Source organism: Thiocapsa bogorovii (genome assembly GCF_021228795.1).
Taxonomy (GTDB): Bacteria; Pseudomonadota; Gammaproteobacteria; order Chromatiales; family Chromatiaceae; genus Thiocapsa; species Thiocapsa bogorovii.
This window is the reverse complement of record NZ_CP089309.1, coordinates 5,126,981-5,153,619: the sequence shown is the minus strand read 5'-3', so window position 1 is coordinate 5,153,619 and position 26,639 is coordinate 5,126,981. Positions and strand designations below refer to the sequence as shown.

At 63.9% G+C, this 26,639-nt stretch carries 22 protein-coding genes; 15 read left to right on the top strand and 7 right to left on the bottom strand.

The genetic code is table 11. The features are described from left to right. The first annotated feature begins 61 nt into the window (after positions 1–61). Complete coding sequence (locus tag LT988_RS22970) at positions 62–544, top strand: hypothetical protein (protein ID WP_232407837.1); 483 nt, start codon at positions 62–64, stop codon at positions 542–544. 83 nt (positions 545–627) lie between these two features. Next, a complete protein-coding gene (locus tag LT988_RS22965; RefSeq protein WP_232407836.1) occupies positions 628–1,266 on the top strand; it encodes a CBS domain-containing protein in 639 nt (212 codons plus the stop codon). Between the two features lie 197 nt (positions 1,267–1,463). Here LT988_RS22965 and LT988_RS22960 read toward each other — a convergent pair whose 3' ends face one another. Continuing rightward, on the bottom strand, positions 1,464–1,625 hold the full coding sequence (locus LT988_RS22960; protein WP_232407835.1) for a hypothetical protein: 162 nt from the start codon (positions 1,623–1,625) through the stop codon (positions 1,464–1,466). Between the two features lie 76 nt (positions 1,626–1,701). On the opposite strand from LT988_RS22960, the gene moaB reads away from it, so the two are divergent. The 3 genes from moaB (at position 1,702) to moaD (ending at position 3,837) form a co-directional block, all read left to right on the top strand. Continuing rightward, entirely contained in the window at positions 1,702–2,232 is a 531-nt protein-coding gene (gene moaB, locus LT988_RS22955; protein ID WP_232407834.1) for a molybdenum cofactor biosynthesis protein B, read from the top strand. Between the two features lie 2 nt (positions 2,233–2,234). After that, positions 2,235–3,485, top strand: coding sequence for a molybdopterin molybdotransferase MoeA (locus tag LT988_RS22950; RefSeq protein ID WP_232407833.1), 1,251 nt, complete (start codon positions 2,235–2,237; stop codon positions 3,483–3,485). Between the two features lie 97 nt (positions 3,486–3,582). Further along, a complete protein-coding gene (gene moaD, locus LT988_RS22945) occupies positions 3,583–3,837 on the top strand; it encodes a molybdopterin converting factor subunit 1 (protein ID WP_232407832.1) in 255 nt (84 codons plus the stop codon). Between the two features lie 781 nt (positions 3,838–4,618). Here the strand turns inward: moaD and ilvC are convergent. The 4 genes from ilvC to LT988_RS22925 all read right to left on the bottom strand — a co-directional run bounded on the left by ilvC (position 4,619) and on the right by LT988_RS22925 (position 9,349). Next, a complete protein-coding gene (ilvC, locus tag LT988_RS22940) occupies positions 4,619–5,635 on the bottom strand; it encodes a ketol-acid reductoisomerase (protein ID WP_232410640.1) in 1,017 nt (338 codons plus the stop codon). A 234-nt stretch (positions 5,636–5,869) separates the two neighbouring features. Beyond that, positions 5,870–6,361 carry an acetolactate synthase small subunit gene (gene ilvN / locus LT988_RS22935; RefSeq protein ID WP_232407831.1) on the bottom strand — a complete coding sequence of 164 codons (492 nt, stop codon included), beginning with the start codon at positions 6,359–6,361 and terminating at the stop codon, positions 5,870–5,872. 31 nt (positions 6,362–6,392) lie between these two features. Beyond that, complete coding sequence (locus tag LT988_RS22930) at positions 6,393–8,180, bottom strand: acetolactate synthase 3 large subunit (protein WP_232407830.1); 1,788 nt, start codon at positions 8,178–8,180, stop codon at positions 6,393–6,395. Positions 8,181–8,320: 140 nt separating this feature from the next. Next, entirely contained in the window at positions 8,321–9,349 is a 1,029-nt protein-coding gene (locus LT988_RS22925) for a PilZ domain-containing protein (RefSeq protein ID WP_232407829.1), read from the bottom strand. Between the two features lie 268 nt (positions 9,350–9,617). Between LT988_RS22925 and LT988_RS22920 the strand changes: the two genes are divergently transcribed. Together LT988_RS22920 and fabA are read left to right on the top strand one after the other, a co-directional pair. Beyond that, a complete protein-coding gene (locus LT988_RS22920; RefSeq protein ID WP_232410639.1) occupies positions 9,618–11,339 on the top strand; it encodes a proline--tRNA ligase in 1,722 nt (573 codons plus the stop codon). Positions 11,340–11,504: 165 nt separating this feature from the next. Next, the gene (gene fabA / locus LT988_RS22915) at positions 11,505–12,020 is read left to right on the top strand and encodes a 3-hydroxyacyl-[acyl-carrier-protein] dehydratase FabA (RefSeq protein ID WP_232407828.1); all 516 of its coding nucleotides are present in this window, start codon (positions 11,505–11,507) and stop codon (positions 12,018–12,020) included. A 205-nt stretch (positions 12,021–12,225) separates the two neighbouring features. Here the strand turns inward: fabA and LT988_RS22910 are convergent, their stop codons facing one another. After that, positions 12,226–12,978, bottom strand: a complete 753-nt coding sequence (locus tag LT988_RS22910) for an aminodeoxychorismate lyase (protein WP_232407827.1) — start codon at positions 12,976–12,978, stop codon at positions 12,226–12,228. Further along, on the bottom strand, positions 12,975–17,120 hold the full coding sequence (locus LT988_RS22905; RefSeq protein ID WP_232407826.1) for a hypothetical protein: 4,146 nt from the start codon (positions 17,118–17,120) through the stop codon (positions 12,975–12,977). The genes LT988_RS22910 and LT988_RS22905 overlap by 4 nt, the downstream gene beginning before the upstream one ends. 140 nt (positions 17,121–17,260) lie before the next feature. Between LT988_RS22905 and LT988_RS22900 the strand changes: the two genes are divergently transcribed. The 8 genes from LT988_RS22900 (at position 17,261) to LT988_RS22865 (ending at position 26,586) form a co-directional block, all read left to right on the top strand. Further along, positions 17,261–18,829: an alkaline phosphatase gene (locus tag LT988_RS22900; RefSeq protein WP_232407825.1), complete on the top strand. Its 1,569-nt coding sequence runs from the start codon at positions 17,261–17,263 to the stop codon at positions 18,827–18,829. Positions 18,830–18,925: 96 nt separating this feature from the next. Beyond that, on the top strand, positions 18,926–20,101 hold the full coding sequence (locus LT988_RS22895) for a YibE/F family protein (RefSeq protein WP_232407824.1): 1,176 nt from the start codon (positions 18,926–18,928) through the stop codon (positions 20,099–20,101). A gap of 239 nt (positions 20,102–20,340) precedes the next feature. After that, positions 20,341–21,396 (top strand): phosphate ABC transporter substrate-binding protein PstS, encoded by a 1,056-nt coding sequence (gene pstS, locus LT988_RS22890; RefSeq protein ID WP_232407823.1) that lies wholly within the window; start codon positions 20,341–20,343, stop codon positions 21,394–21,396. Between the two features lie 527 nt (positions 21,397–21,923). Next, the gene (gene pstC, locus LT988_RS22885; RefSeq protein WP_232407822.1) at positions 21,924–22,901 is read left to right on the top strand and encodes a phosphate ABC transporter permease subunit PstC; all 978 of its coding nucleotides are present in this window, start codon (positions 21,924–21,926) and stop codon (positions 22,899–22,901) included. Beyond that, positions 22,898–23,788, top strand: a complete 891-nt coding sequence (gene pstA, locus LT988_RS22880) for a phosphate ABC transporter permease PstA (protein ID WP_232407821.1) — start codon at positions 22,898–22,900, stop codon at positions 23,786–23,788. Before pstC ends, pstA begins: the two co-directional genes overlap by 4 nt. A gap of 21 nt (positions 23,789–23,809) precedes the next feature. Continuing rightward, the gene (pstB, locus tag LT988_RS22875) at positions 23,810–24,637 is read left to right on the top strand and encodes a phosphate ABC transporter ATP-binding protein PstB (protein ID WP_232407820.1); all 828 of its coding nucleotides are present in this window, start codon (positions 23,810–23,812) and stop codon (positions 24,635–24,637) included. Positions 24,638–24,715: 78 nt separating this feature from the next. Next, complete coding sequence (pstS, locus tag LT988_RS22870) at positions 24,716–25,792, top strand: phosphate ABC transporter substrate-binding protein PstS (protein WP_232407819.1); 1,077 nt, start codon at positions 24,716–24,718, stop codon at positions 25,790–25,792. 131 nt (positions 25,793–25,923) lie between these two features. Then, positions 25,924–26,586 carry a hypothetical protein gene (locus LT988_RS22865; protein ID WP_232407818.1) on the top strand — a complete coding sequence of 221 codons (663 nt, stop codon included), beginning with the start codon at positions 25,924–25,926 and terminating at the stop codon, positions 26,584–26,586. Positions 26,587–26,639 lie beyond the last annotated feature (53 nt).

Below are 26,639 nucleotides of genomic sequence, written 5' to 3'. Positions count from 1 at the left end.
CATCAATCGGCGGCGTCGGGTTGCCCCGCCGCGAGCGGAACAGCCGCGCGGCGATTGATCGATGAACGAAGACGTCGCCGGACACATTTGGCCGAGTTCCGCGTACGCGGGGCAAATCGAACGCTTGCGCGGCGCCGTGGGACAGACCATCTTTCTCGTCGAGCTCGAGCCGACCCAGATCCAACTCGGGATTCGCCAGACCGGACAGCCCTACATCCTGCTCGACATCCTGGAGTTTCCTCAACCGGACCCGGTGCGGGGTCTCGCACCGCACCTGATCCTGCTCGACGACGGTCGCGGTGTGAATCTTGGACGGATCGCCCGAATCAGCCTGGAGCAGCCCTTCAACCCGACGCCTGAGCAGGTCATCTACCAGGATCGGCGGGCTGCTCGAGACCTCTTGTTTGCGGAGCGGGACCTCTCGCAGACCTCGATCGCCGAACGCTCGCGACAGCTTCTCCGGCAGGTGCTGGGAATGGACGCCGCCCGGTCCGAACCGGCGCCAAGCCCAGCGCTCGAACATCGCAGGAGGTCACCGGATTGACCTGTCTCAAGGCGACTTGAGCATGATCGACGCTTAATGAGCCACGCCTGCGGCGATGAAGCCGATCATTCGGGGGTCATCAGATGACAGAGAACCATCTTCGTCCCTTTCACGAACCCGACGACGACAGCATCGACGAGATCCTGGAGCTCGCGCTTTCGGACGCCGATATCCTGGATGCGATGCGGGAAATCCCCGGTTACATCGACATCACGACGACGGACTTCAGAACCATCTATCACCTCGCTCATGCCCACGCCGTGGAGCGCATGAACAGCCGCATGTGTGCGAGGAATCTCATGCGCTCGCCGATCCAACCGCTGCATCCGACGACACCGCTTGAGCAAGCGGCCGGACTCTTCGTGCGGCAAGGCGTGAAGGCGCTTCCGGTGGTCGCAGACGGCGGACGGGTCAGCGGGATCCTGACCGAGACGGATATTCTCAAGCGACTCGGGGCGGATAGCTTTTTGGAGCTGCTTCCCCGATTGTTCGAACACCACGACCGTCTCGCCGAATGCTGTCACGAAACGCCGACAAGCACGATGATGACGGCCCCGGCGGTGACCGTGACCGAGCTCGCCGGTTTCTCGGAGATCATGTCCGCGTTCAGGAACCACGGCGGGCGCAGCATGCCGGTCGTAGACGATCGTGACCGTCTGATGGGGCTCCTGATGCGCAAGGATTTTCTCGCTGCCTGCCAACTCGAGGTCCAGTCGTTTTGATGCGGGGCGCTGGCGCGACCTCCGGATTTCTGCGAAGGTCGCCAGCTCGCATGCACGCTACAATCGGCACTCTTCGGGACGGGATGCGGCGACAGGCCGGAGTCGTGAACGATCGACCAGCGCCGTGCGAAGGCCCTCGCGAGGGTCTTCGGACGGATCTCGGGGGGCGAAAGATGTCGCCATATCCAGCGCTTCACTCAACGGTCGGTCGTGCCGGACGCGCCCGGCGGCTCTTCCTTGCGCGCCTTGTCCTCGCGTTTCATCCGACGCAACAACCAGAGCTCCCGAAGCAGGAAGCCCATGATTGCTCCCGCGGTCAGGAGCGCCTTGCAGAGCATCAATGTTCCGGTGCTGATCATGAAGGTGTCATCCGAATACAATGCAACAAGACCGGATACAGAGCGACAATCACGACACGCCGCACAGGACAATGCTATGCCCGAGCACTTCAAAAACCAAGAATTTCTGCCCCTAAAGATCGCCGTTCTGACCGTTTCGGACAGTCGAACCGAAGACAGCGACACCTCGGGACGACTCTTGGTTGAGCGCGCCGAGGCGGCCGGACACCGGGTCATGGCCAAGCGGATCGTCCCGGACGACATCTACCGGTTACGCGCGGTCTTCTCCGAATGGATTGCCGACCCCGAGATTCAGGTTGTCCTGAGCACCGGAGGTACCGGCGTCACCGGTCGAGACAGCACGCCCGAAGCCGTTGCGCCCCTGCTGGACAAGCCGCTGGAGGGTTTCGGCGAGCTGTTCCGGAGCTTTTCGCTCGAGGAGATCGGCACCTCTACCTTACAGTCACGCGCACTCGGCGGACTCGCCAACGGGACTTTCATCTTTTGCTTGCCGGGGTCTAGCGGTGCCTGCCGAACCGCCTGGGATCGCATCCTGCTGGCGCAGCTGGACAGCCGCACGCAGCCGTGCAACTTCGCGCAGCTCATGCCGCGCTTGCTGGAGCGCTGATAATGAGCATGGATCCTTGCGGTTACGACCCGCCCGAACGTGCGGCGCTGACCAAGGAACAGGCACTCCAACGCCTGCTCGCACGTGTCGAACCCGTCGACGGGACCGAAACCGTCGCGATCGCCGAGGGTCTCGGACGCGTGCTGGTCGAGCCGGTCACGAGCACGATCGACGTCCCCGCCTGGGACAACAGCGCGATGGACGGCTATGCGATTCGTCATGCGGATCTGGCGCCCGCCGGCGGGCGCCTGCGCGTGGCTCAGCGGATCCCCGCCGGCGCCACCGGGACCGCTCTCGAACCCGGCACGGCGGCGCGTATCTTCACGGGTGCGCCGGTCCCGGAAGGGTGCGACACCGTCGTCGTCCAGGAGAGTTGCGAGGCCAAGGAGGGCTGGGTCCAAGTCCCGCTCGACTGCAAAGCCAACGCGAACATCCGCCGTCTCGGCGAGGACATCCGTACCGGCGCCGAGGTCATCGCCGCGGGCACTCGTCTTGCGCCCCAGCATCTGGGGCTGGCCGCCTCGGTCGGCGCCGCGCGGATCCGCGTGTATCGACGTCTGCGCGTCGCCGTCTTCTCAAGCGGCGACGAGTTGGTGATGCCGGGTGAAGCGCTCGGTCCCGGGCAGATCTACAACTCCAACCGCTTCACGCTGTTCGGGTTGCTGGACCAACTCGACTGCGACGTTGTGGATCTGGGCATCGTCGAGGACACCCTGTCAGCCACTGAGCAGGCGTTGCTGAACGGAGCAGCACAGGCCGATCTGATCGTCGGCAGCGGCGGCGTCTCGGTCGGCGAAGAAGATCACATCAAGACCGCGCTCGAGCGTGTGGGCACGCTCGAGCTTTGGACCATCGCGATCCGCCCCGGCAAGCCGCTGGCCTTCGGTCGGATCGGCACTACGCCCTTCATCGGCAGTCCAGGTAACCCGGTCTCGCTGTTCGTGACCTTTTGTCTCTTCGGCATCCCGGTGATCAGACGGCAGCAAGGTATCGCCGGGGATCTCGCCCCTTTCACCCTCCAGGTGCGCGCCGGATTCGACTGGTCACGCCCGGACACGCGCAGGGAGTTTCACCGTGCGCGCATTCAGACCGCCGAAGACGGCAATCCGGAGCTTTCGGTCTTCCCAAGCCGCTCGTCCGCCGTACTCTCCTCCGTCGCTTGGGCGGACGGTCTGGTCGAAATCCCGGAGGGACGTGTGATCCGCAAAGGCGATCTCGTGGACTTCCTCCCGTTCAAAGGTCTCTTCGGCTGAACCGCGTCTGCCGCGGTACGCCTGGTTTCAGCCGTAGCCGATCCAATCCAACAACTGCGCAGGCCGCCCCAGACGCGGTTTAGCATCGGACGACAACATGATCGATATCCTGTATTTCGCTCGGCTCAGAGAGCGCCTTGGACTGGCGCGGGAGCACATGGATGTCTCGCAAAACATCGAATCCGTTGCGGCTCTCCTCTCACACCTGCGCGCGCGCGGCGAGCCCTGGTCGACGGCATTGGGCGAAAGCGAATCCGTACTGGTCGCAGTGAATCAAGAGATCGCTCGGCCGGACACGCGGATCAAAGACGGCGACGAGATCGCACTTTTCCCGCCGGTCACCGGCGGATAGAGCGCGCACGCCGGATCAACATGAACTGATCGATCGTACGGGGCGTAGTGTGTTCGATTGCCCCTGTGATGTCGGTGCTCCGCCTGTCGCGCCCGGAACCCTCGGCTCGAAGGGCCTCTGCATGAGTGTCCGCTGCGTCAAGCGCTCGATTCGTGCACTTTTCTTCAGACCCATGTGCATCGGTCGGAGGTCCCGCCCGACAGCGAAGTCCCCATCGGAAACGAGACCTCGGTCCCGATTGCATTCCTCTCGCTGACGTACGCTCTAGTCACAGGGACAGGAACAGCGGAGTCAGAGTCGATCGCCCCATCAACCGGGACAGCTTCCACCGCTCGACCTGCCGATCGCGGCCGAGAGCAAGCGACGAAAAGGCGTCCTTACGATCGCGTCGCTCGATAGGAGCAGTGTCATGACGTACACGTATCAGTTGTTCGGTGCGATGGCGGGGTGGTCGTTTTTCTATGGATGTATGCTCGGGATGGCGTTGCCGTCGACCTATCTTCCGAGCCAAACACGGATAGATCCCGTCGACAGCGATCATGCATCGGCGATGAGCGGTCGGAACGGTGCACCGAGGCTTTCGGTGAACGCACAGAATTGATGATTTCACGAACCGAAGCGAGCGCATATTGAAGGAACCGCTACAGGCGAGTCCGGGATACACACAGGAAAACAATATCGACGTGATTCAAAAAGGCCATGCACCCAGCGGGGGCATGGCCTTTCGTCTGTTTCGGGATCCGACTGATCGGATCCCGAAACCAAGCAAGAGCAGAGTCGATCAGTTGCGGGATTTGTCGACCAGTTTCTTCTCCCGGATCCAGGGCATCATGTCGCGTAGCCGCTCGCCGACTTCTTCGATCTGATGCTCTTCGCCGAGTCGGCGCATGGCCTTCATCGACGCCGCGCCGGCCTGGTTTTCGAGGATGAATTCCTTGGCGAACTGACCGTTTTGGATCTCGCCGAGGATGCGCTTCATCTCTGCCTTGGTCTCGTCGGTGATGATCCGCGGACCGCGCGTCAGATCACCGTATTCGGCCGTATTGGAGATCGAGTAGCGCATATTGGCGATGCCGCCCTCGTAGATGAGGTCGACGATCAGCTTGACCTCGTGCAGGCACTCGAAGTAGGCCATCTCGGGCGCATAACCGGCCTCGACCAGGGTCTCGAAACCGGCCTTGATCAGCGAGGTCAACCCGCCGCAGAGCACGACCTGCTCGCCGAAAAGATCGGTCTCGCACTCTTCGCGGAAGTTGGTCTCGATGATGCCGGCTCGCCCGCCGCCGTTGGCCGAAGCGTAGGCCAGCGCGATGTCGCGGGCCTGACCGGTTGCATCCTGATGGACCGCGATCAGGCTGGGCACGCCGCCGCCTTGGGTGTAGGTGGAGCGCACCAGATGCCCCGGACCCTTGGGCGCGATCATGATGACGTCGAGATCCTCGCGGGGCGTGATCTGGCCGAAATGAACGTTGAAGCCATGGGCGAAGGCGAGCGCCGCGCCCTGCTTGATGTTGGGTGCAACCTGCTCGCGATACAGGGCGGCCTGATGCTCGTCGGGCGCCAGGATCATCACCACGTCTGCACCCTTCACTGCTTCTTCAATCGAGCGGACCTCGAGCCCGGCATTGGCCGCCTTGGCCGCAGAGGCCGAACCGGGCCGTAAACCGACCACAACCGACACGCCGGAATCCTTGAGGTTATTGGCATGGGCATGACCCTGCGAGCCGTAACCGATGATCGCGACCTGCTTACCCTGGATGAGAGAGAGATCGGCGTCTTTGTCGTAATACACGTTGATGGTCATTGGAGTGAATCCTTCAGCTGGAGATCAATGAGGCGGATCGGTCTACGCACGGCCTTCAGGCACTCAGTCAGGTCCGATTCGTTAAAGCGAACCGCAACCGCGCAAGCAGCTCAATCCCAAAAAAGTAAAGATTTAAACCGCGTCCGCCACAAAGGCTAAGGACAGGCGACAGACCCGATTCACGGGAAACCGGCTCATCTCTCACCCTGGGTCGAACACGGACGCGGTTTAAATGGTGAGACCCTTGTCGCCGCGCGAGATGCCGGTGGGCCCCGAGCGGACAACCTCGACGATGAGCCCCTCAGGCACGGCGCCGATGAAGGCGTCGAGCTTCTTGGATGCCCCCGTCAACTCGATGACATAGCTCGTATCGGTCACATCGATGATCTTGGCACGGAAAATCTCGGTCAGGCGCTTGAGTTCCTCGCGGTCCTGCCGCTCGGCGCGCACCTTGATCATCATCATCTCGCGCTCGATGTGCGGACCCTCGGAGAGGTCGAGCAGCTTTACGGTGTCGATCAGCTTGTTCAATTGCTTCTTGATCTGCTCGACCACATCGTCGTTGCCCGTGGTCACCAGGGTCATCCGCGAGAGGGTCGGATCGTCTGTCGGAGCAACGGTCAGTGATTCGATGTTGTAGCCACGGGCCGAGAAGAGCCCGGCGACGCGCGAGAGTGCACCCGCCTCGTTCTCCAGCAGCACGGCAATGATGTGTCTCATGTCTTAAGATCTCTTTCGCTCGGGACGCGATCTAAGCCAACTCGCGATCCGATAGACTCGGGGCCAGGTGCATCTCGTGATGGCCCTTGCCGGCGGCGATCATCGGGTAGACGTTCTCGGTCGGATCCACGATGACGTCCATGAACACGAGGCGATTCTTCATCGCGAACGCCTCGGTCATCGCGGCCTCCAGATCGGCCGGGCGGTCGACACGCATGCCGACGTGCCCAAAGCTCTCGGCGAGCTTCACGAAGTCCGGCAGGGCATCGACATAGGAGTTCGAGTAGCGGCTCTCGTAGAAGAACTCCTGCCACTGACGCACCATCCCCATGTAGCCGTTGTTGAGCAGGATTACCTTCACGGGCAACCCGTACTGCAGACAGGTGGCAAGCTCCTGGATGCACATGAGGATACTCGCCTCCCCGGAGATGCAGGCAACCTGCGCATCCGGAAACGCCAACTGCACCCCCATCGCCGCCGGGAGACCGAAGCCCATGGTCCCCAGGCCACCCGAGTTGATCCAACGCCGCGGCTTGTCGAAGGGATAAAACTGGGCGGCAAACATCTGATGCTGCCCGACATCCGAGGTCAGATAAAGATCCCCGTCGGTCACCTTGTAGAGCGTTTCGACCGCGAACTGCGGCTTGATGGCGGCGCTGTTGCGGTCGTATTGCAGACAATCCACGCCACGCCACTCCGCGATCTTGGCCCACCAATCGGCAACAGGTTGCTCGTCGGAGCGCGGGGCCAGCTCGCGATAGAGCTTGAGCATGTCGGACAGCACGTTCGCCACCTGCCCCACGATCGGAACATGGACCTTCACGTTCTTGGAGATCGAGGAGGGATCGACGTCGACATGGATGATCTTCGCATGCGGGCAGAAGTGCTCGATCTTGCCGGTGACCCGATCATCGAAGCGCGCGCCGATGGCGATCAAGACGTCGGTCTCGTGCATCGCCATGTTGGCCTCGTAGGTGCCGTGCATCCCGAGCATGCCGATAAACTGGGGATCGGTCATCGGATAGGCGCCGAGCCCCATCAAGGTGCTGGTGACGGGAAAACCGGTTGTGCGGACGAAATCCGTCAGCTGCGCCGATGCCTCGCCGAGCACCACTCCGCCGCCGGTGTAGAAGACAGGTCGCTTGGCATGAAGGATCAGATCGACGGCCTTGCGGATCTGCCCCGGATGCCCTTTGAGCACCGGATTGTAAGAACGCATCTTGACGTCGCGGGGATAGTCGTACGGGATCTTGATGTTCGGGTCCGTGACGTCCTTGGGAATGTCGACGACCACAGGTCCCGGCCGACCGCTCATCGCGATATAGAAGGCCTTGCGGATGGTCACGGCGAGCTCGCGCACGTCCTTGACCAGGAAGTTGTGCTTCACGCAGGGTCGGGTGATACCGACAGTATCGACCTCCTGGAAGGCATCGCTGCCGATGACGGGTGTCGGCACCTGACCCGTCAGGATCACCATCGGGATGGAGTCCATATACGCCGTCGCGATCCCGGTGACCGCGTTGGTTGCACCGGGGCCGGACGTCACCAGACAAACGCCGCACTTGCCGGTTGCGCGCGCGAAACCGTCGGCCGCGTGGGAGGCGCCCTGCTCGTGACGCACGAGGATGTGTTTGACGGACTCCTGGCGAAACAGGGCGTCGTAGATGTGCAGCACGGCGCCGCCGGGATAGCCGAAGACAAACTCGACGCCCTCGTCTGCGAGCGCTTGGACGACGATCTCGGCCCCGCTCAGCTCAACACCCCTCCGCTCCGGCCGTTTCGACTCAGCCCCTACGGATTGCGCTTCAGACAGTGCCACCTCGGTGACCTCCGATCAGTCCCAACAGGGTTGAAAAGCGGTCGAAGGTACCGCGATCGACGCGACCGGTCAAGCAAGGCGCCGAACCGAGGCACGGCGCGGATCGAAGCGCGCCCGAGGCGCCCGGTCGCCGCACCGACTCAACGACAACGCGTCGGTCGCAGCGAACTCAGCCGGGTCGCAGGGGGTCCGTAGGCGCTGTCGTGAACATCCTGGAGAAGACCCAGCTCGTCCCATGCATCCTCGGGCCAACCACCCGGCTCGACGCGGTCGCCCAACGTCAGGTCTTGGAACGCCAGGTCGAATGCTTCCGGGTCTCCCCAAGCCCACGCGAGACTCCTCAAGACGTCGGGATAGCGCGACTCGAGGACAGAGATATCACTTTGTTGATCGCCGAGGGCGAGATCCTCCGTCGGTCTGGCCAAATGCATGGCGCGCAGCCAATCCGGAGCACCCGCGAAGCTGGATTCCGGGTCTTTCCAGACCGGCGGGAGCTGTGCGATCAGCAGCTCCACGAAGGCCGTGATCGCAGTCGGCGGATGCTCGAATCCGAGCGCAAGCGCAAAGAGCTCCGATTGGGCGAACCCTTCGACCTTCACCCGCGAGACCTCGAGCACGCGGGCTCTCAAGCGAAGGCTCGGCAGGGCGTCAGCACCACGAATCGCCAAGCGGATGCTTTGACCCGCTTGATAGGCCTCGAACACGGTGATGCTCAGGCGCCCGGATCCGATCTGTTCGAGCATCTCGCGCATGGCGCCGACCTCGTCGACCGCAACCTCGAGCTCGCGCACAAGCGGGGCCGGTGGCGACTCGGCCGCCCCGTCCGCCACGTCGAGCATCTGCAGCAGTTTCTCCAGCCTGGACTGACTCCTCGGCGAGAGGCTCGCAAAACGAACCGCGACCTGAAAGTGGCCGGCTTCCAGACGCTGCGCTCGCACCACCCGCGCTTCGATCGCAACCCTGTCGCGCCCTCGCCAGGGGAAAACCAGGCGCAGCGTGCCGGACAGGGCCTCGACCGGCAAGACCGCGACAAACTGCGCCCCACCCCAGGAGATATCCTGGTTCATGGCGGTGATGGGTTGATCCGTGCCGGGCAAATAGACCTGGATCGGGATGCGCACGGTGATGCGTCGTTGGGTGCGCCGGTTTTCGGAGGGCGTCGTCTGCATGCGACTCGAATCATCCACTCCCGTTGTCATCTCGCGCTCGGCTCCCGCGGGTGCCAAACCCGATTCGGATTTCGGCTGAATTGAGCTATGGATTGTCCAGCGCCAGCCTACAGCGGATTCGGCAAGTATAGAGAGGGATCCGACATCCCGCGAACCCGCCGATCGACCGGACTTGCGCCGCAGTCCCGCCGGGATCGGCATGACGCGGTTGTTTCGACACTGTTTGAACAATACACTTCGCGCCTTTACGCCGCCGAAATCCCTCCCGATGCGCACCTCTCAGTTCCCGATACAGACCCTCAAAGAGACCCCGTCCGACGCGGAGATCGCCAGTCATCGCCTGATGCTGCGTGCCGGCATGATCCGCAAGCTGGCCGCCGGGCTCTACACGTGGCTGCCGATGGGGCTGCGGGTTCTACGCAAGGTCGAAGGCATCGTCCGTGACGAAATGGACCGCGCCGGTGCCCTGGAGGTTTCCATGCCCGCGGTGCAACCGGCTGAGCTGTGGCAGGAATCCGGCCGTTGGGACCATTATGGCCCCGAGCTGCTGCGTCTGCGCGACCGCCACCAGCGCGACTTCTGTTTCGGCCCGACGCACGAGGAGATCATCACGGACCTCGCCCGCAACGAGCTGAAGAGCTACAAGCAGCTCCCGATCAACTTCTATCAGATCCAGACCAAGTTTCGCGACGAGATCCGCCCGCGCTTCGGCGTGATGCGCGCGCGCGAATTCCTGATGAAGGATGCCTATTCCTTCCATCTCGACGATGCATCGCTCGAAGACACCTACCGGCAGATGCACGCGGCCTACAGCCGCATCTTCAGTCGGTGCGGACTCGATTTCCGCCCGGTCCTAGCCGACACCGGCAGCATCGGCGGCAACGCCTCGCACGAGTTCCATGTCCTGGCGGACTCGGGCGAAGACGCCATTGCCTTCTCCGACAGCAGCGACTATGCGGCCAACGTCGAGCTGGCCGAGGCCCTCGCCTTGGCCAAAGTCGCCCCGGCCCCGCAGGAGACCGTGCGCCTGGTCGACACGCCCGACGCACGCACCATCGCGGATCTGGTCGAGCAGTTCTCTCAGCCGATCGAGCGTACGGTCAAGACCCTGGTCGTCGCCGCCTCCGCAGAGAGTGGGTCCACTCTGATCGCTCTGCTGGTGCGCGGCGATCACGAGCTCAACGCACTCAAGGCCGAGAAGCTTCCCTCGGTCGCGGCGCCGCTTCGCATGGCGAGCGAGGCCGAGATCCGCGAGGCGATCGGCGCGGGCCCCGGATCGCTGGGACCGAAGGATCTGCGGATCCCCTCCATCGTGGATCGCAGCGTCGCGGTGACCGGAGATTTCAGTGCCGGGGCCAATCAGGACGGCAAGCATTGGTTCGGTTTGAACTGGGGCCGTGATCTGCCGCTTCCCGAGGTCGCGGATCTGAGAAACGTCATCGACGGCGACCCCAGCCCGGATGGCTCGGGCCATCTTCGCATCGCGCGCGGGATCGAGGTCGGACACATTTTCCAGCTAGGTCGTAAATACAGCCAGGCCATGAAGGCGAACGTGCTCGGCGAGGACGGGCGCGCCACCACGCTCACCATGGGCTGCTACGGGATCGGGGTGTCGAGGGTCGTCGCCGCGGCGATCGAGCAACATCACGACGAGCGCGGCATCTCTTGGCCGGCGCCGATCGCGCCCTTCCAGGTCGCACTCTTGCCGATGAAGCTCGGCAAATCCTACCGCGTCCGAGAGGCGACGAATCAGCTCTACGAGGATCTCAAGCAGGCCGGCATCGACGTCCTGCTCGACGATCGCGACGCCCGCCCCGGCGTGATGTTTGCCGACATGGAGCTGATCGGCATCCCGCATCGCATCGTGGTCGGCGACAAGTCGCTCGACGACGGACAGGTCGAGTACAAAGGCCGCAACGACAGCGAGACCCAGCTTATCCCGATCGAGCAGATCGTCGGCTGGCTATCGGCGCGGCTTCGGACGGGCTGATTTCAGCTGCCAGCGATCCTCGCGCTCATGCACGAGCGACGCAACACCGAACGCCTCGCGTGCAATCCACCGCCCCGCCACCTCGAACGAAGCCGAAGGCAGGTGGCTGGAGGCTGGAGGCTCTCTAACCCCTGGAACCGCAAGACACACAGGACCTCACCCCTAATGACGAAAGAAGCCTCCTTCGACCGCGACGCACTGCTTGCCTGCGGACACGGCGAGATGTTCGGTCCGGGCAATGCCCAATTGCCCGTGCCGAACATGCTGATGATGGATCGGGTGCTGCGTATCGCCGATTTCGGCGGCGCCAACGGTAAGGGCGAGATCCTCGCCGAGCTGGACATCAAGCCCGATCTCTGGTTTTTTCAGTGCCATTTTCCCGGCGACCCGGTCATGCCCGGATGTCTGGGCCTGGACGCGCTCTGGCAGCTCGTCGGCTTCTATCTCGCCTGGATCGGCAACCCTGGACACGGCCGGGCGCTCGGCGTCGGCGAGGTCAAGTTCACCGGGCAGGTCCTCCCGACGGCGAGCAAGGTCACCTATCACATCGACATGAAACGGGTCATCTCGCGCAAGCTCGTGCTCGGCATCGGCGACGGCGTGGTGCAGGTGGATGGGCGCACCATCTATACGGCAAAAGATCTGCGGGTGGGGCTCTTTACCTCGACCGAGGGTTTCTAAGGCTAAAACGCGTCCCGAGCGATATTCGATCTCTTGCAGCGAGCATAGCGCTCAGCGGACCCAAGATGCTCGGTGGTGGACGCGTTTTAGGATTTGAAAAGCATTTTTAGAGTTTTCCGTGCCAGACATCCGCTTGACCCATTTCAAAAAACTCCCTACTCGTAGATTGGGTAGAGCGTAGCGTGCCCGACACGCCACCGTCATATCACTGTGTCCGAGATTCCACTGATCTGTCGGGATGCTGCGGGTGGCGCGCTCGCGACCCCAGGATCGCCGCGAGGCGGGGATAACGCTCGAGATGGCCCTCGACACGCTCGACGGCGAAGCGTACGAACATCGACTCGCTCAACCAGTCCTCCTGCCGTGACGCGCGGCCTGCGCGATGATGCGGGGTGTTCCGATAGGCGAACGCCTGCATGCTCGCGGGAGCGTCCCAGACACTGAATGTCGCCAGCGTCAGCAGCGGATCCTCCCCGAATCCGATGTGATAGGGGCAGCCCGGGGTCTCGCGCAACTGGCTGCGGATTCCCGGGACGCTCCGCCAAAAGTCGATCGCCCGCCCCGGCGTGACCCGGGCGTGGGTCAGGACCGCCAGCGGCCGGTCCGTCGACGATGCCCCCCGATAGTCGAACACGGCCTCGCCGTCCCAGGTTCCGCGCCCGGAAAGGGGCGCCAGCGAGAAGTGAAGCTGATCGCTGCTCGACTCGGCGACCGCGCGGTAGAACCGGCTCCGGCGCAGACGTGCCTCGTCGTTCGGATTCGCGAGTACGCGCATCAGGCAATAGGCACGCAGATCCGGAACCACCGAGAATCCGTCACCGCTGCCGCAGCCCATCAGCCGGACAACGCCGGCGGGCCTGTCGCGGCCGGCGAGCAGGCGCTGAAACCCCATCAGGAGCAGGGCGCCAGGAACCTGCCGAATCGGATAGCGAAAGAAGCTGAACAGGACTTGGCTCATAGATCCAGACGCATCTCTTCCGCATCGTGGGTGGATTTCGCCGCCGGCCGCTTCCGTTCGAACGCCCCCGTCTCGCGCCAGATCAGCGGCTTGGACAGTCCCTCCCAGCCCCAGCGCAGCCAGTCCAGCAGCCGCATCGCGAGCCAGAGCGCCCAGCCGAGCATGAGTGCGCGGTAGACCCACATGGGCACCGAGAGCACCCACACATCGGGCAGCGCGGGCCCGCCGCGATCTTGATACCAGTTGAGCGCGGTCGCGGTCGAGCCGTTGCCCCGGATCTGCATCTCGGGTGTCCCGAGCAGACCTTGCTGGACAGCGCCGAGGAGGCCCGCAAGGGCGAAGAGCGTCAGGATCACGAGCCCCGTCTGAATCAGATTGAAGCGCCAGGCCGGACGGGCAAGCGGGTCCAAGCGATGCCGCAGGCCGAGCGCGAAGAGCCAGCCGATGACCAGCAGCACGACCCAGACCTCGGCCAGGATGAGTCCGATGCCGAGCAGAAGCCAATCGTGCATGCGCAGGGGCGTCAGACGACTGCGACCCAAGCCCGCGGCCAGCCCGATCAGAACGAGAAGGATCCCCCAGAAAAGCACGGCCGGACCGATTCGTGGCCCCCAAGTCCAGAGGACCCAACGGTCGTCGGGCAGGCTCAGCGAGAGATTCAGGTTGACCGCCGTGCTGCCCAGATCAGGCAGATTGGGCCGGTAGCCGAGGCCGAGCGGTTGCGGCTCGCGCCAGGTCAGCTCGGCCCGGGTCGATCCGGGCGTCAGCGGCAGCTCGACTTCCGGCGCCGTATCGGGGAGCGGAAGGCTCCGGCCGTCCAGGCTGAAGGCGATCGGTTCGGCGGCGTCCGGCAACCGGACGACATGGCTTCCGCCTTGGCTGCTGCGGATCTCCAAGGTTAGGGTCGAAAGGGTCCCGCGTTGCCCAGGCTCGACCCGTGTGTCGACGCGATCGATCGTCAAGGTTCGCCCCGGGACGCCCAGTGGTCGGGTCAGGGTCAGGACCAAGGTCTCGCCAGGCAGGGGTCGCCAGTTGGGCAGCCAGCGCTCGGCCGGACCCAGACGGTGGATCGGAGCGATACCCTCGTACTCCAGATGCCAGAGCGGTCCCACGTCGAGACGCCAATCCTCGCTCAGGCGCGGATCTATGGCGGCGACGAGGCGCAGCTCGCGGGTCGGCTCCAGACGCGACGACCAGGTGACCTCCGAGCGCCCGGCCGGCAGGTCCGCGAGAACCGCAGAACCCTCGACCTGGACCCGGGGGGTTTGCACCGACTCGCCCGGCAACAACGGCACCGGGATCAAGACCGGGAACTCGTCGGGCGAAAGACGCCGCACACGGGTATCCACACGCCAATCGATGCCCATCCGCAGGGTCCGCTCGACGCGCAGCAGCGGTGGTAGCGCACCCTGGGCAAGCGAGGTCTCATGCGGGGCGCCGGTGTCGGAGAGGCGGACCAAGCGAACCTGAGCGCCGGCGCGTCCGCCGGAATCCAGCCCTTCGAGGCTCCAGCCATCGACGGTGGCCCGGATCAGCCGAGGCTGCATCGGCAGCGGGATCTCGACCTGATCGCGGCTCGCCAGCGGGCCGGCGAGCCTGACTGCGTGTCGGCCGGCGGGGAGCATCAGCAAGAGCCGACCGGCAGCGTCTTGGCGCAATCCGTCCGAAGGCTCCCCGTCCACGCGGATCTCCGTCGGCAGCCAGCCCCCTACCCCGCCCGGTACGGGTGCCGCGACCGCGACCGCGGCATCCATCGTCAAATCCAGGACCAGACGATCCGGAGTCGCCGCGAGGATCACCAGGGGCAGATCGACGCAGTGTGGCAGACAGTCCGGAGGTGCGAGCAGACGGGTGCGAAGCTCCTGAAGCAACTCGGGGCTCGGCAGATCCTCGGCCGAGACGGGTCCTGGACCGACCGCCGTGCCCAGCCCCACGGCAACCAGCAGGGCCAGACCCGCCCCGTGGGTCACGCGACCGCCGACGAGCCCGGCCAGCCGCAGACCGAGCAGCACCAGGAGAACGGAGCCGAGAAGCGACAGCACCAGGTTCAAGGTCGGGCTCAGCAACCAAAGGCGTGCCGATTCCCGCTCGCCGACGGGACCGCTCCACCGCAGATCGACACTGTTCCAGCGCCAGTCCGGGATGCCGGCTCCGGTCTGTAGACGCGCATCGGGATCCATGAGGTCGATAGGTTCGGGAATCGAGGCGGCGGGCTCGGACAGGGCACCGGATAGACCCTCACGTTTCGACATCGCCTCGGTGTCCATCGCGCGTCCCAGCTCGAACGCCGGCGGGGGTGCGGCGGTCGTCCGTGTGCTCGATCCCGCGTCGCCCAACGCCGCCCAGGAGCGTTCCAGATGCGGAAAGAGCCCGTCCCGGACCTCGGTCACCAGGAACGGAAGGCCGATCACCACAAGCCCCAACAACGCCAATCGGAAATAGAGCGTTACCAGGCTTCGCAGGCGCCGAAGACCGGTCCGCACAGGCGCGTCCGGGATCAACCGAAGCAAGGCCGCCGCGGCGAGCAGGTGCAGCCAGATCAGTCGCGGCGCACCCGGAGCCTGCCACGTCAGACCCAGCGTCAGCAGGGCAAGCAACGCCCAACCCCAACCCCAGATGCGGCCGATACCCAGTGTCGTGATCAGCACCAGAAAGAGATCCAACAAGCTCCAGCGACCGACCCAGGTGCTCGGCAGGTTGTCGACGCCTTGAACGGTCAAGAGATCCCAGCCCGGCGGGAGATAGAGCCGTGCAGCGACGTTCTCGAATTCGGTCGCCCAGCCGGAAGCCGGAACGCGTCCCGGTGCCGACTCGAGCCGAGCATCGGCGACCACATCCAGGATGCCCCGTCTCACCTCCACCCCTGGCGACGCCGTGTCGTTCAGACGCGTGATCAGCACGGGACGGCCGTCGAGGGTCACGGCGCCCAGCGCGAGTGCCGGGCCGGCGTCCAAGCGCCACCCGCGCGACAACTGACCGCCGATGCGATCCTGCACGCTGTAGCCCTTGCCGTCGAAGTCGAGCCAAAGCTCGCGATCTAGGCGCAGACGGTCCCGTCCCGGATCCGGATCCCCGCGGGCCTGCTCGGCCAGGCGCAGAACCGCGCCCGGCTCAGCCCGATAGACCGGCAGGCGCGACCACTCCTCGGGGATCCCGGTTTGGCGCGGATCCACCGCATCGAGACCGGAGGGCTCGACCCGCCGCAGCGCGGGCTCCGCGGCGAAGGCCCAGATCTCGCGCTCCGGCCAGGGTGCGCCGGTCTCGGGACGCGACAGCTCGGACACGTCGCCCTGGTGATGAGCCATGACATCGACCACCCAGCGCCCGGGGCGGACCTGCACCCGCAGCATCCCGTCCTCTTCGATTCGTGCCGGCAAGGGGCTGTCGATCCGCAACGGGATCCCGCCGGGCAACAGCACGGGGCCCAGCCGCACCTCGCGCGCACCGCCGGACACCTCGAGCCGAAGCCGGGTCAGGACCTCGAGCGGCAGACTGTCTTGGATGCGCCGATAGACCTCCAGGCTCAGACGATCGCCCGAGCGCTCGGTCTCGGACCCCGCGGGGTCACCGAGCCAGAGACGGTTGGTCCGGTCCAATCGCGGCGTCGGCACCGCGCGGCCGTCGCGCACCAATTCGACCAGCCCGACCATGGGCGGGATCAGGAGCGCGTCCGGCGGACGGTCCCAGACGAAGCGTCCGGTGACGCGGTGGATCCCGGTCGCGAGTGTCGCCGTTGGCCGGCCGTCACGCTGGACTACTGCGACTGCGGCCCCGTCGACCTCGACTCCGAGCGGCCAGGCATCCGCGCCGCCCGGCAGCGGAACCGCGGACTCGGCAAAGACCTCCCAGACCTGCGCGAAGATCCCGCCCGCGCCGCTCAGCGCCAGCTCCAGCCGCCCGGGCCAGGCGCAGAGGCGTGCGCCGTCGGCCGGATCAATCGGACAGTCGCGTTGATCCTGCCCTTCGGGACCGCCTTCCAGAACCCAGGGGATCCAAGGCTGCAACGCCGCGGGGATGTTCGGTGAGGAACTGGGTCCGGAGCCGAGCGGCCCGGAATCCTCCGCAACGGCATCGATCTGCGCCCGCAAGGGCGCCGACAGGATCAAGAGAAGCAGCAGCAGATGTCGCAGAATGTTCGGCATATTGTCACAAGAAAGTAAGGGTCTTTCTGTAGATTGCTCCGTGCCATTCGGGAAGCGCCAGACACCTCGGTCGCCCCCGGAACGGTCCGCCGGCCCCGTCCATCCAGGGCCAACTATGACGAGAAGTAGAGAGAAGGCAAGTGAAACACCGACATCTGATCCTCAGTCTGTCCGCCACCGCGTTGCTTGCAGCAGCGACATCGGCAAGCGCGGCGCTGCCGAAGTATGTGTTCTTCTTCCTCGGCGACGGCATGTCGAATACCCAGATCCAAGCCACCGAGGCCTATTTGACGACCATCAACGGCGGGGAGGCGACGGTCGCGGAAGACCTCATGCGCCCAGAGAACCGGCTCAACATGACCAAAATGCCCGTTGCGGGCATGCAGACGACCTATGATGCCTACGCCTTGATGACGGACTCGGCATCCTCGGCGACGGCCTTCGCGAGTGGGCTCAAGACCAAGAGCGGCGTGATCAACATGGACCCCGAGACGCAATCGGTCTGTTACAAGAGCATCGCCGAGCTCGCCCACGAAAGCGGCAGGAAGGTCGGGGTGATCAGCAGCGTCTCTCTGAATCACGCAACACCGGCCACCTATTACGCCAGCGTGACGAATCGCGGCTTGATGAACAACATCGCGACTCAGCTGGCCGAGAGCGGGTACGAGTTTTTCGGCGGCGGCGGTTTGGTCGCACCGGAGGGACCAGCGCGCTCGGGCGATACCGACAATAATATTTGGAATCTGCTGAGCGCCAACGGCTACACGGTCCTCAACGACCGCTCGTCCATCTTGTCGCTCAAGACTCAACCGATGGACAAGGTGGTCGCGATCAACCCCACACTCGATCGCAGCTCTGCCATGCCGTACGCCATCGACCGCCCGGAGGGCAATCTCTCGCTGAAGGAGATGGTCGAGGTCGCGATCGCCAATCTCGAAGATCGCCCGAAGAAACGCTGGGACAAGGAGCGCGGCTCGGCCCGCAAAGGCTTCTTCCTGATGGTCGAAGGCGGCAAGATCGACTGGGCCGGCCATGCGAACGACGCGGTCGCCAATATCGGCGACATCTTGGATTTCGACGCCGCGGTCGGGGTCGCCATCGAGTTCGCCAGCCGGCATCCGAACGAAACCCTCATCGTCGTCACGGGCGATCACGAGACCGGCGGCATGACCGTCGGCCATGCGACGACCGCCTATACGGCCTATTACGATCGTTTGCTCGGTCAGAAGAACAGCTACGAGCACTTCCAAGCGAACCAATGGGCCGAGCACAAGGCCGCCAACAGCGAGAGCATCTGCGCGGGCGACGGCTGGCAGGCATCGAACAACCTCGAGCAGGATACGGTCATGCTCGGACTCATCGCCGATGTCTTCGGCCTCGATTGGGCAGATCTGAACACCTATCAGAAGGAGAAGCTCGAAGACGCCTATGACAAGTCCATGTGCGGCGCCGATGACAACAGCACGGACGAGAACAAGCTCCTCTACGGCGGCTACGAGCCGGTCATCGTCACCATCACCCATCTGCTCAACGAGCGCGCCAGCATCGGCTGGACGTCCTACTCCCACACCGGCGTACCCGTACCCCTGTACGCACAGGGATGGGCTGCCGAGCGCTTGGCGGGCTTCTACGACAACACGGACATCGCCAAGCGCCTCGCCAAGATCATGCGTTTGCCCGAGATGCCGGTCACGAAAACATGCCCTTGATCGCAACGACGGGTTAGATCGAACCCGCCGCGCCCCGGCGCCGCCTTCGCGGCGCCTTTTTCGTGTTTCAGATCCTTGTATTCGAGGTATCGCTCCGTGTCGAGAATAGGTCGCGAATGGCTCTTTGCCGCGGTCATCGCCGTCGTCTGCATCCTCCTGTTCAACCTGGATTTGGCACCGCCAGGCCCGCCGGCCGAGCGCGGACTTCATGCGCGTGGACTGATCGTCGACGTCGACAACAGTCGCGTCCGCACGAACCTCATCATCAAGACCGAGGCCCAGGTCTTGTCCGTCCGATTGCTCGACGGACCGGCCAAAGGCGAGGAGATCGCCGTCACCAACATGCTCACCGGCAAGCTGGAACTCGACGAATTCTACGAAACGGGCTCGGTCATCCTGGTCGAATACGATCTCCTCGACGGGCAGCCGGCCCACGGCATGGCCCGCGGTCACTATCGACTACAGATGCAGTTGCTGCTCATCGGCTGCTTCGTGGCTCTGCTGATCGGAGTTGCCGGGGTCACCGGACTGAAGGCCGCACTCTCCTTTGTCTTTGCGGCACTGGTTCTCTGGAAGCTCTATTTCCCGCTTCTGCTCCTCGGCTATCCGCCGATCCCGACCGGTCTTGCTGTGGTCGCCGTCTTGACCGGCGTCGTGACCTTCTCGGTCGGCGGACTGACCAGACGCGGCATCGCGACCTTTTCGGGATCCATGCTCGGCGTCTTGCTGACCTGCGGCCTCGCCGTCTGGTTCGCGCATGCATTCAACCTGCACGGCGCCATCCGCCCCTTCGCAGAGTCGCTTCTCTACTCGGGCTATTACGAGTTGCGACTCACCGATATCTTCATCGCCAGTGTCTTCATCGCCTCATCGGGCGCGGTCATGGATTTGGCGATGGACATCGCCGCAAGCATGGAGGAGATCAAGCTGAGTCAACCGGATATCGGCGTGTTGGAGCATATCGCGTCGGGGCTGCGCGTCGGTCGCGCAGTCATCGGTACCATGACGACCACGCTGCTGCTCGCCTATTCGAGCAGTCACATCTGCATGTTCCTGCTCTTCATGGCCAAAGGCCTGCCGGCGGAGAACATCCTCAACGCGCCCTTCGTCGCCGCCGAGACACTCAACATCCTGGTCGGTAGCTTCGGGCTCATCACGGTCGCTCCCTTCACCGCCTTGATTGCCGGGCTGCTTTATCAAACGAAGCTCGGGCCGGCAAAGCTCGGGCTGGCGAGTTGGATCCGGCTGGTCTCCCGAAACGAAACGGCCTGATCCAAACCGAACCTCACCGGGATCAAGGGTATCTCCGAAGCCAAACGCACACTGAAAACGATTCCTAGCGCTCCGGACGCGGTTAAGCCCACGCCAAACACAACCCTTCGCAGAACCGTCACCTAATCATCACGTCGCCGTCACGGATTTGGCAGACACTTTCGGGACAATCTTACTCGGTCGATTCATCACACCCGACCATCACACCCGACACGGTCCGACCTGGAGGTTTTTTTCTCATGCAAATCTCATCTCTACTCAAGACAGTCGCGATCGCCGGGGGCCTTTCGGCCGCCGCCTTCTCGCCCGCCGTCTTTGCCGACGTCAAGCTCATGGGCTCGGGCGCGAGCTTTCCGGCACCCATCTACGCCAAATGGTTCAAGGATTTCAGTGCCGCGAACAAGGGCGTGCGGGTCGACTACCAGTCCAAGGGCAGCGGCGCCGGCATCCAGGATTTCGTCAACCAGGTCGTCGATTTCGCGGGCAGCGACGCCGCCATGAGCGACGAGGAGATCGCGCAGGCCAAGAGCGGCGTCGTGCTGCTGCCCATGACCGCGGGCGAGGTCGTTCTGACCTACAACCTCGATGGTGTCGAGGAGCTGAAGCTCCCGCGCGACGTCTATCCGGCCATCTTCTCGGGCGAGATCACGAAGTGGAACGATCCGAAGATCACCGCAGCCAATCCGGGTGTCGAGCTGCCCGACGACGACATCACGGTCGTCGTCCGCTCCGACTCCTCCGGCACGACCTATGTCTTCAGCGGACATCTCTCCGCCGTCAGCGAGTCCTTCAAGACCACGATCGGCCAAGGGAAGTCGCCGCAGTGGCCGAAGAGCACGACGTTCGTCAAGGCACCGAAAAACGACGGCGTCACCGCAACGGTGAAACAGACCCCCGGGGCCATCGGCTATGTCGAATATGGTTTCGCAAAGCTGACGAAGGCCCCGAGCGCCATCCTCGAAAACCAAGACGGCAAATTCGTCGCAGCCGGTGCCGAGAGCGGCGCTGCGGCGTTGGCGACCGCCGAGTTCCCCGCCGGCAACCTGCCGGGTTCGGAGGTTCCGGATCTGCGCGCCTGGATCATGGATCCCGCCGGCGACGAGGCCTATCCGATCGTCAGCTACACCTGGCTCATCTTCCCGGAGACGCAGGACGCCGAGAAGGCGCAGGTCGCGCGTGACCTCGTCGAGTATTGCTTGACCGAAGGTCAGAAGAGCGCGGATTCGATGGGCTATATCCCGCTGCCCGCAAACGTGGTCGAGAAGGTCCGCGAGGTCTCTGCGCTGATCCAGTAGTCCTTTAAACCGCGCCCGGTACGGCATGTGATGTTTTTGGACGGGATCGGCCCCGGCAGACTCGACGATTGTCGGAGACGGCGCGGTTTAAAGTTCTAAAAAATCTAAAGTTCTAAACCACGTCTCCACGAGGTTAGGAAAAATCCCTAATCCCGACACAAAGTGAAAATGACGCTTGTCGCTCTGGACGCGGTTTAGTAACGGTTCAAAAACAACTGAGCCATTCCGGTTCGTTCTCCCCTCTCACCAAACTCTCCCGCGAGGGGGGGAGGGGCCAAGTCGGATCACTTGTTGTTGAACCCTTGCTTAGCGGGACAGGATCCGGGTCTTCGGAGCATGTCGGGGGGATGGGGCGCGCCGGTTCACATGGGGTGAGCCGGCATGAGCGCCCATGCGGATCCTCCGTCCGGATCGCCCTCACAGGCGACCCATACGGGCGGAGCCACCGCATTCGATCCGCCCGACGAGGCTGAGGAGACCGCAGGTCCATCGTTCAGATCGACGCACATCCAGGCAGATACAAACCCATGGCCCTGAATCCATTCGAGCATGCCGACTCGGCAAGCAGCGTTTCCGGACCACCCTCCGGGAGCGATTACCTCGCCGACTCAGTCTTTCGCATCATCGCGCTGTCTTGTGCGGCGCTCATCATCCTCCTGATTCTCTTCATCCTCTGGGAGATCGGTGGCCTGGCATTGCCGGCCATGGCGCAGCACGGATTGAGCTTCGTCTCGGGGACGACCTGGAATGTCGGCACTCAGGAATTCGGCGTCCTGCCCGAGATCTGGGGAACGCTCTACAGCTCCTTTTTGGCGCTGATCCTAGGCGGAACCTTCGGCGTTGCGATCGCCATCTTCCTGACCCAGGACTTCATCCACGCCCGCCTCGCCGCGGTCTTTCGGACCATCGTCGAGTTGTTGGCCGCGATTCCTTCCGTGGTTTACGGTCTCTGGGGCATCTATGTCGTCATCCCGATGCTGCGCCCCGTCGCCGAATGGCTGCATAGCGAGCTCGGTTTTGTCCCGATCTTCGGGACCGAGCTGAGCGGTCCCGGCATGGCGCCCGCGGCCTTGGTGCTCGCCATCATGATCCTGCCGACGGTCGCCGCCATCACGGTCGATGCCTTCCGGCGCATCCCCTACAAGGTCAAGGAAGCGGCCTACGGGATGGGCACGACTCGCTGGGAAGCCATTCTCAAGGTGATGTTGCCGACCGCCTCCTCCGGGATCCTGGCGGCGTTGGTTCTGGGTTTCGGACGCGCGCTCGGCGAGACCATGGCCCTGGCGATGCTCATCGGCAACAGCAACCAGATCAACCTGTCGCTGTTCGCCCCGGCGAACACGCTGGCCTCTCTCCTGGCCTCGAGCTTCCCGGAGGCCGGCCAGATCGAGGTCCAGGCGCTCATGTATGCCGCCGTGGTGCTCCTCTTGATCACACTGGTCGTCAACGTTGTCGGGCTGGGCATCCAGCAATACACCGTTCGCAAGTTCGAGGGCAAGGCATGAGCGACATCGACTTGACATCCCGGCCGCAGGACATACAGCGGTTGAGCCTGGAGCGCCGACCTTTCGAGCTGCGGGCACTCACCAGCGGAATCCTGACGGGCCTGACCTGGGGCATCGCCATCCTTGGCAGCATCCCGCTCTTCTCGGTCATCATTATGCTGGTGACCCAGGGCGGCGCCCGCCTGGACATCGAGGCGTTGACCTCGCTGCCGCCGGCCGGCTTCGAGATGGGCGGCGGTTTCGCAAACGCCATCATCGGCACCTTGGTGATGGTCGCCATCGCGACCGCGATCAGCGTCCCGATCGGTCTGCTCGCGGCCATCTATCTTGCGATCCTCGATCCCCACAGCCCGTTGGCGGGAACGGCGCGCTTCGTGGCGAAGACCCTGACCGGCTTCCCGTCGATCCTGGCGGGTGTCTTCACCTACGCGGTGTTGGTCATCAACTTCGGCTACTCGGCGGTCGCCGGCGGTGTGGCACTTGCGGTCCTCATGCTGCCGACAGTCGTGCTGGCCGCCGAGGAGTCCATGAAGCAGGTGCCGCAGAAGATGACCGATGCCGCCTTCGGGATGGGCTGCACCCGCAGTCAGGTGATCTGGAAGGTGGTGCTGCCGACCGGCCTGCCCGGCATCCTGACCGGCATCATGCTTGCGGTTGCCGGTGCAGCGGGCGAGTCCGCTCCGCTGCTCTTCACGGCACTCTTCAGCAACTACTTCATGTCCGAGCTGATGGAGCCGACCGCCTCGCTGTCCATCCTCATCTACAACTTCTCGGCCATGCCGTTCGACAACCAGATCGAGCTCGCCTGGGCCGCATCCCTGGTGCTGGTCCTGATCGTCCTTGTCTTCAATATCCTGGCGCGCCTCATCGGGCAGTCCAAGGTGTAACCCAATCCCGAGGTATCAGTCATGAGCGCAACAGCTGAAGCAATGGCGCCGCGAGCAGCGGCTTTCACGCCGGTCGGCCCGACCGTGATCGACTGTCAGCTCCAGAAGGTGTTCTACGGCGATTTTCTCGCCGTGCGCAACAGCAATGTCCCGATCGAGAAGGGCAAGATCACGGGCTTCATCGGCCCCTCCGGCTGCGGCAAGAGTACGGTGCTGCGCAGCCTCAATCGGATGAACGATCTGATCCCGATCTTTCGATTCGAAGGCCACGTCAAGTACCACGGGCAAGACGTCTACGGGAAGAATGTCGACCCGGTTGTCGTCCGGCGCTATATCGGGATGGTCTTTCAGCAGCCGAACCCGTTCTCGATGAGCATCTTCGACAACGTCGCCTTCGGGCTGCGGCTGAACCGCTACAAGGGCGATATCGAGGAGCGCGTGCAAAAGGCCCTGGAGCGCGCCGCACTCTGGAAAGAGGTCAAGGACAAGTTAAACAAGAGCGGCCTCTCCCTCTCCGGCGGTCAACAGCAGCGGCTGTGCATCGCCCGGGCGATCGCGACCGAGCCCGATGTCCTGCTGATGGACGAGCCCTGCTCGGCGCTCGACCCCATCGCAACCCGTCAGGTCGAGCAGCTCATGCTCGAGCTCAAGGAGCGCTACACGGTCGCCCTGGTCACGCACAACATGCAGCAAGCGACTCGCGTGGCCGATACCACCGCCTTTTTCGGCGTGGATATCTCGCAAGGCGGACGCACCGGCTACCTGGTCGAGATGGGCGAGACCCGCCGGATCTTCGAGGATCCCCAAGAGGAGCTCACCAAGCAATACGTCTCCGGCGAGTTCAGTTGATCCTGCGGACGCGCACCCGCCCTGCCCCATGCGGGCGCGGCGCCTTCGCACATCAGTTTCAGTTCACGAGGACGGGCCATGACGAGGTTTCTTGGGGTCACACGCGCCGTTTCGGCGCTCTTTGTTTCGGTCCTGTTGGCGGCGTGCGGCGGGGAGTCGACGGAATCTACGGAATCGACGGCGGATTCCCCGACCGGGCTGCACATCACGGGGGCCGGCGCAACCTTCCCCGAGCCGCTCTACCAGGAGTGGATCGGCCGTTACAACGCGGAGCAATCCGACGCGCGTTTCAGCTATGAAGGCGTGGGCAGCGGCGAGGGCGTCAAACGCTTCATCGCCGAGACGGTCGATTTCGGTGCCAGCGACTCGGCGATGACGGACGAGCAGATGGCTCAGGTGAGCCGCGGCGCCAGGCTGATCCCGGTGACTGCCGGCATGGTGGTGCTCGCCTACAACCTGCCCGGGATCGACGGGGAGCTGCGTCTGCCTCGGGACGTCTACGTCGACATCTTCAAGGGCAGGATCTGGAAGTGGGACGATCCGCGGATCGTCGCAGCCAATCCGGATCTCGGGCTGCCGTCGAAACTCATCCAGACCGTCGTGCGTGGCGACAGCTCCGGCACCACCTTCGTCTTCACCAACCATCTGGGCACCATCAAACCGGCTTGGCGCAATGAGGGGCCTGGGGTCGGAACCCTGCTCGATTGGCCGGGCGGCGCCATGACGGGTACCGGCAACGAGGGGGTCGCGCACAAGATCAAGATCAGCCATGGCTCGATCGGCTACGTCGAATACTTCTTTGCAAAGCGCCTGGGACTGCCGATGGCGACCCTGCAGAATCAGGCCGGCAATTTCGTCAAGCCGGATGCCGCGAGCGGGCGGCGCACACTCGAAGCGGCAGCGGCGGAGCGCATGCCCGAGAACCTGCGGCTCTTCGTTCCCGATCCGGATGCGCCGGATGCCTACCCCATCGTCAGTCTGTCTTGGCTCTTGCTCTATGGCGCCTATCCGGAGCCCGAGAAGGCGGCGGCGCTGAAGGCTGCCGTGACCTGGGCCCTGAACGAGGGACAGCCGATCGCCGAGGCATTGGGCTACATTCCGCTTCCGACCAACATCGTCTCCGCAGCGACACGCGCCCTCGATACGATCCGCTAGGCGAAGCAGGTCGATCCAGGGATCGATCCGTCGATGCCCCGAGCCGTGTGCCCCGCGCGCATAGGGTCGTCCCGCGCAAACTCCGCACCGCTGCCAGCGGGACCGGCCGTTCTGACTCCGGAGATCGCGCCATGGAACCCATGCGTCTAAATTTGAGCGCAATCGACACGTCCCTGCGCGCCGTTCAGGCCGATTTCGAGCAGATCAACCTGACCCTGAGCACACCCCGGGATCCGATGACCGACAGGGTGCGCCGGAACATGATGGCCGGCTACCGAATGGTCGACGACGCCTTGGCGAGCGGGCTCGACCCCTTCGAAGTCGGACACTCGCAATGGCTGTTGGAGCTCAATACCTGCGTGTTGTGCGGACAGGATGTCGAGAGGCGCCGTGAGTTCTCCACGCATATCGCCTCGACCGAGCGGCACTTCTACCAGCATGAGGGTGCCGGCATCGGCGGTTTTATGGAATGGCTCGCGCGTCACCGGGACGAGAAGGTCTGGTTTCGCGCGGCCGGTCTCTACGTCTACATCCTGAGTCGTCCACAGCTCTTTCTCGAAGGCAACCACCGCACCGGCTCCCTGATTATGAGCTACGTCCTGGCGCGTGAGGGCCGACCGCCCTTCGTGCTGTCCGTCGACAACGCCAAGGCCTATTTCGACCCCTCCACGCTGGTCAAGGACGCGCGCAAACACAGCCTCGGCATGCTGTTTACGATCCCGAAGCTCAAAAAGCGCCTTGCACGTCTCCTGAAAGGAAACGGCGCACCCGACTATCTTTTGCCTGCTGTCTGACGATCCAGGCCGGAGACTGAGCTCGCCTCCTCGGGGACGACCCCAACCCGCAC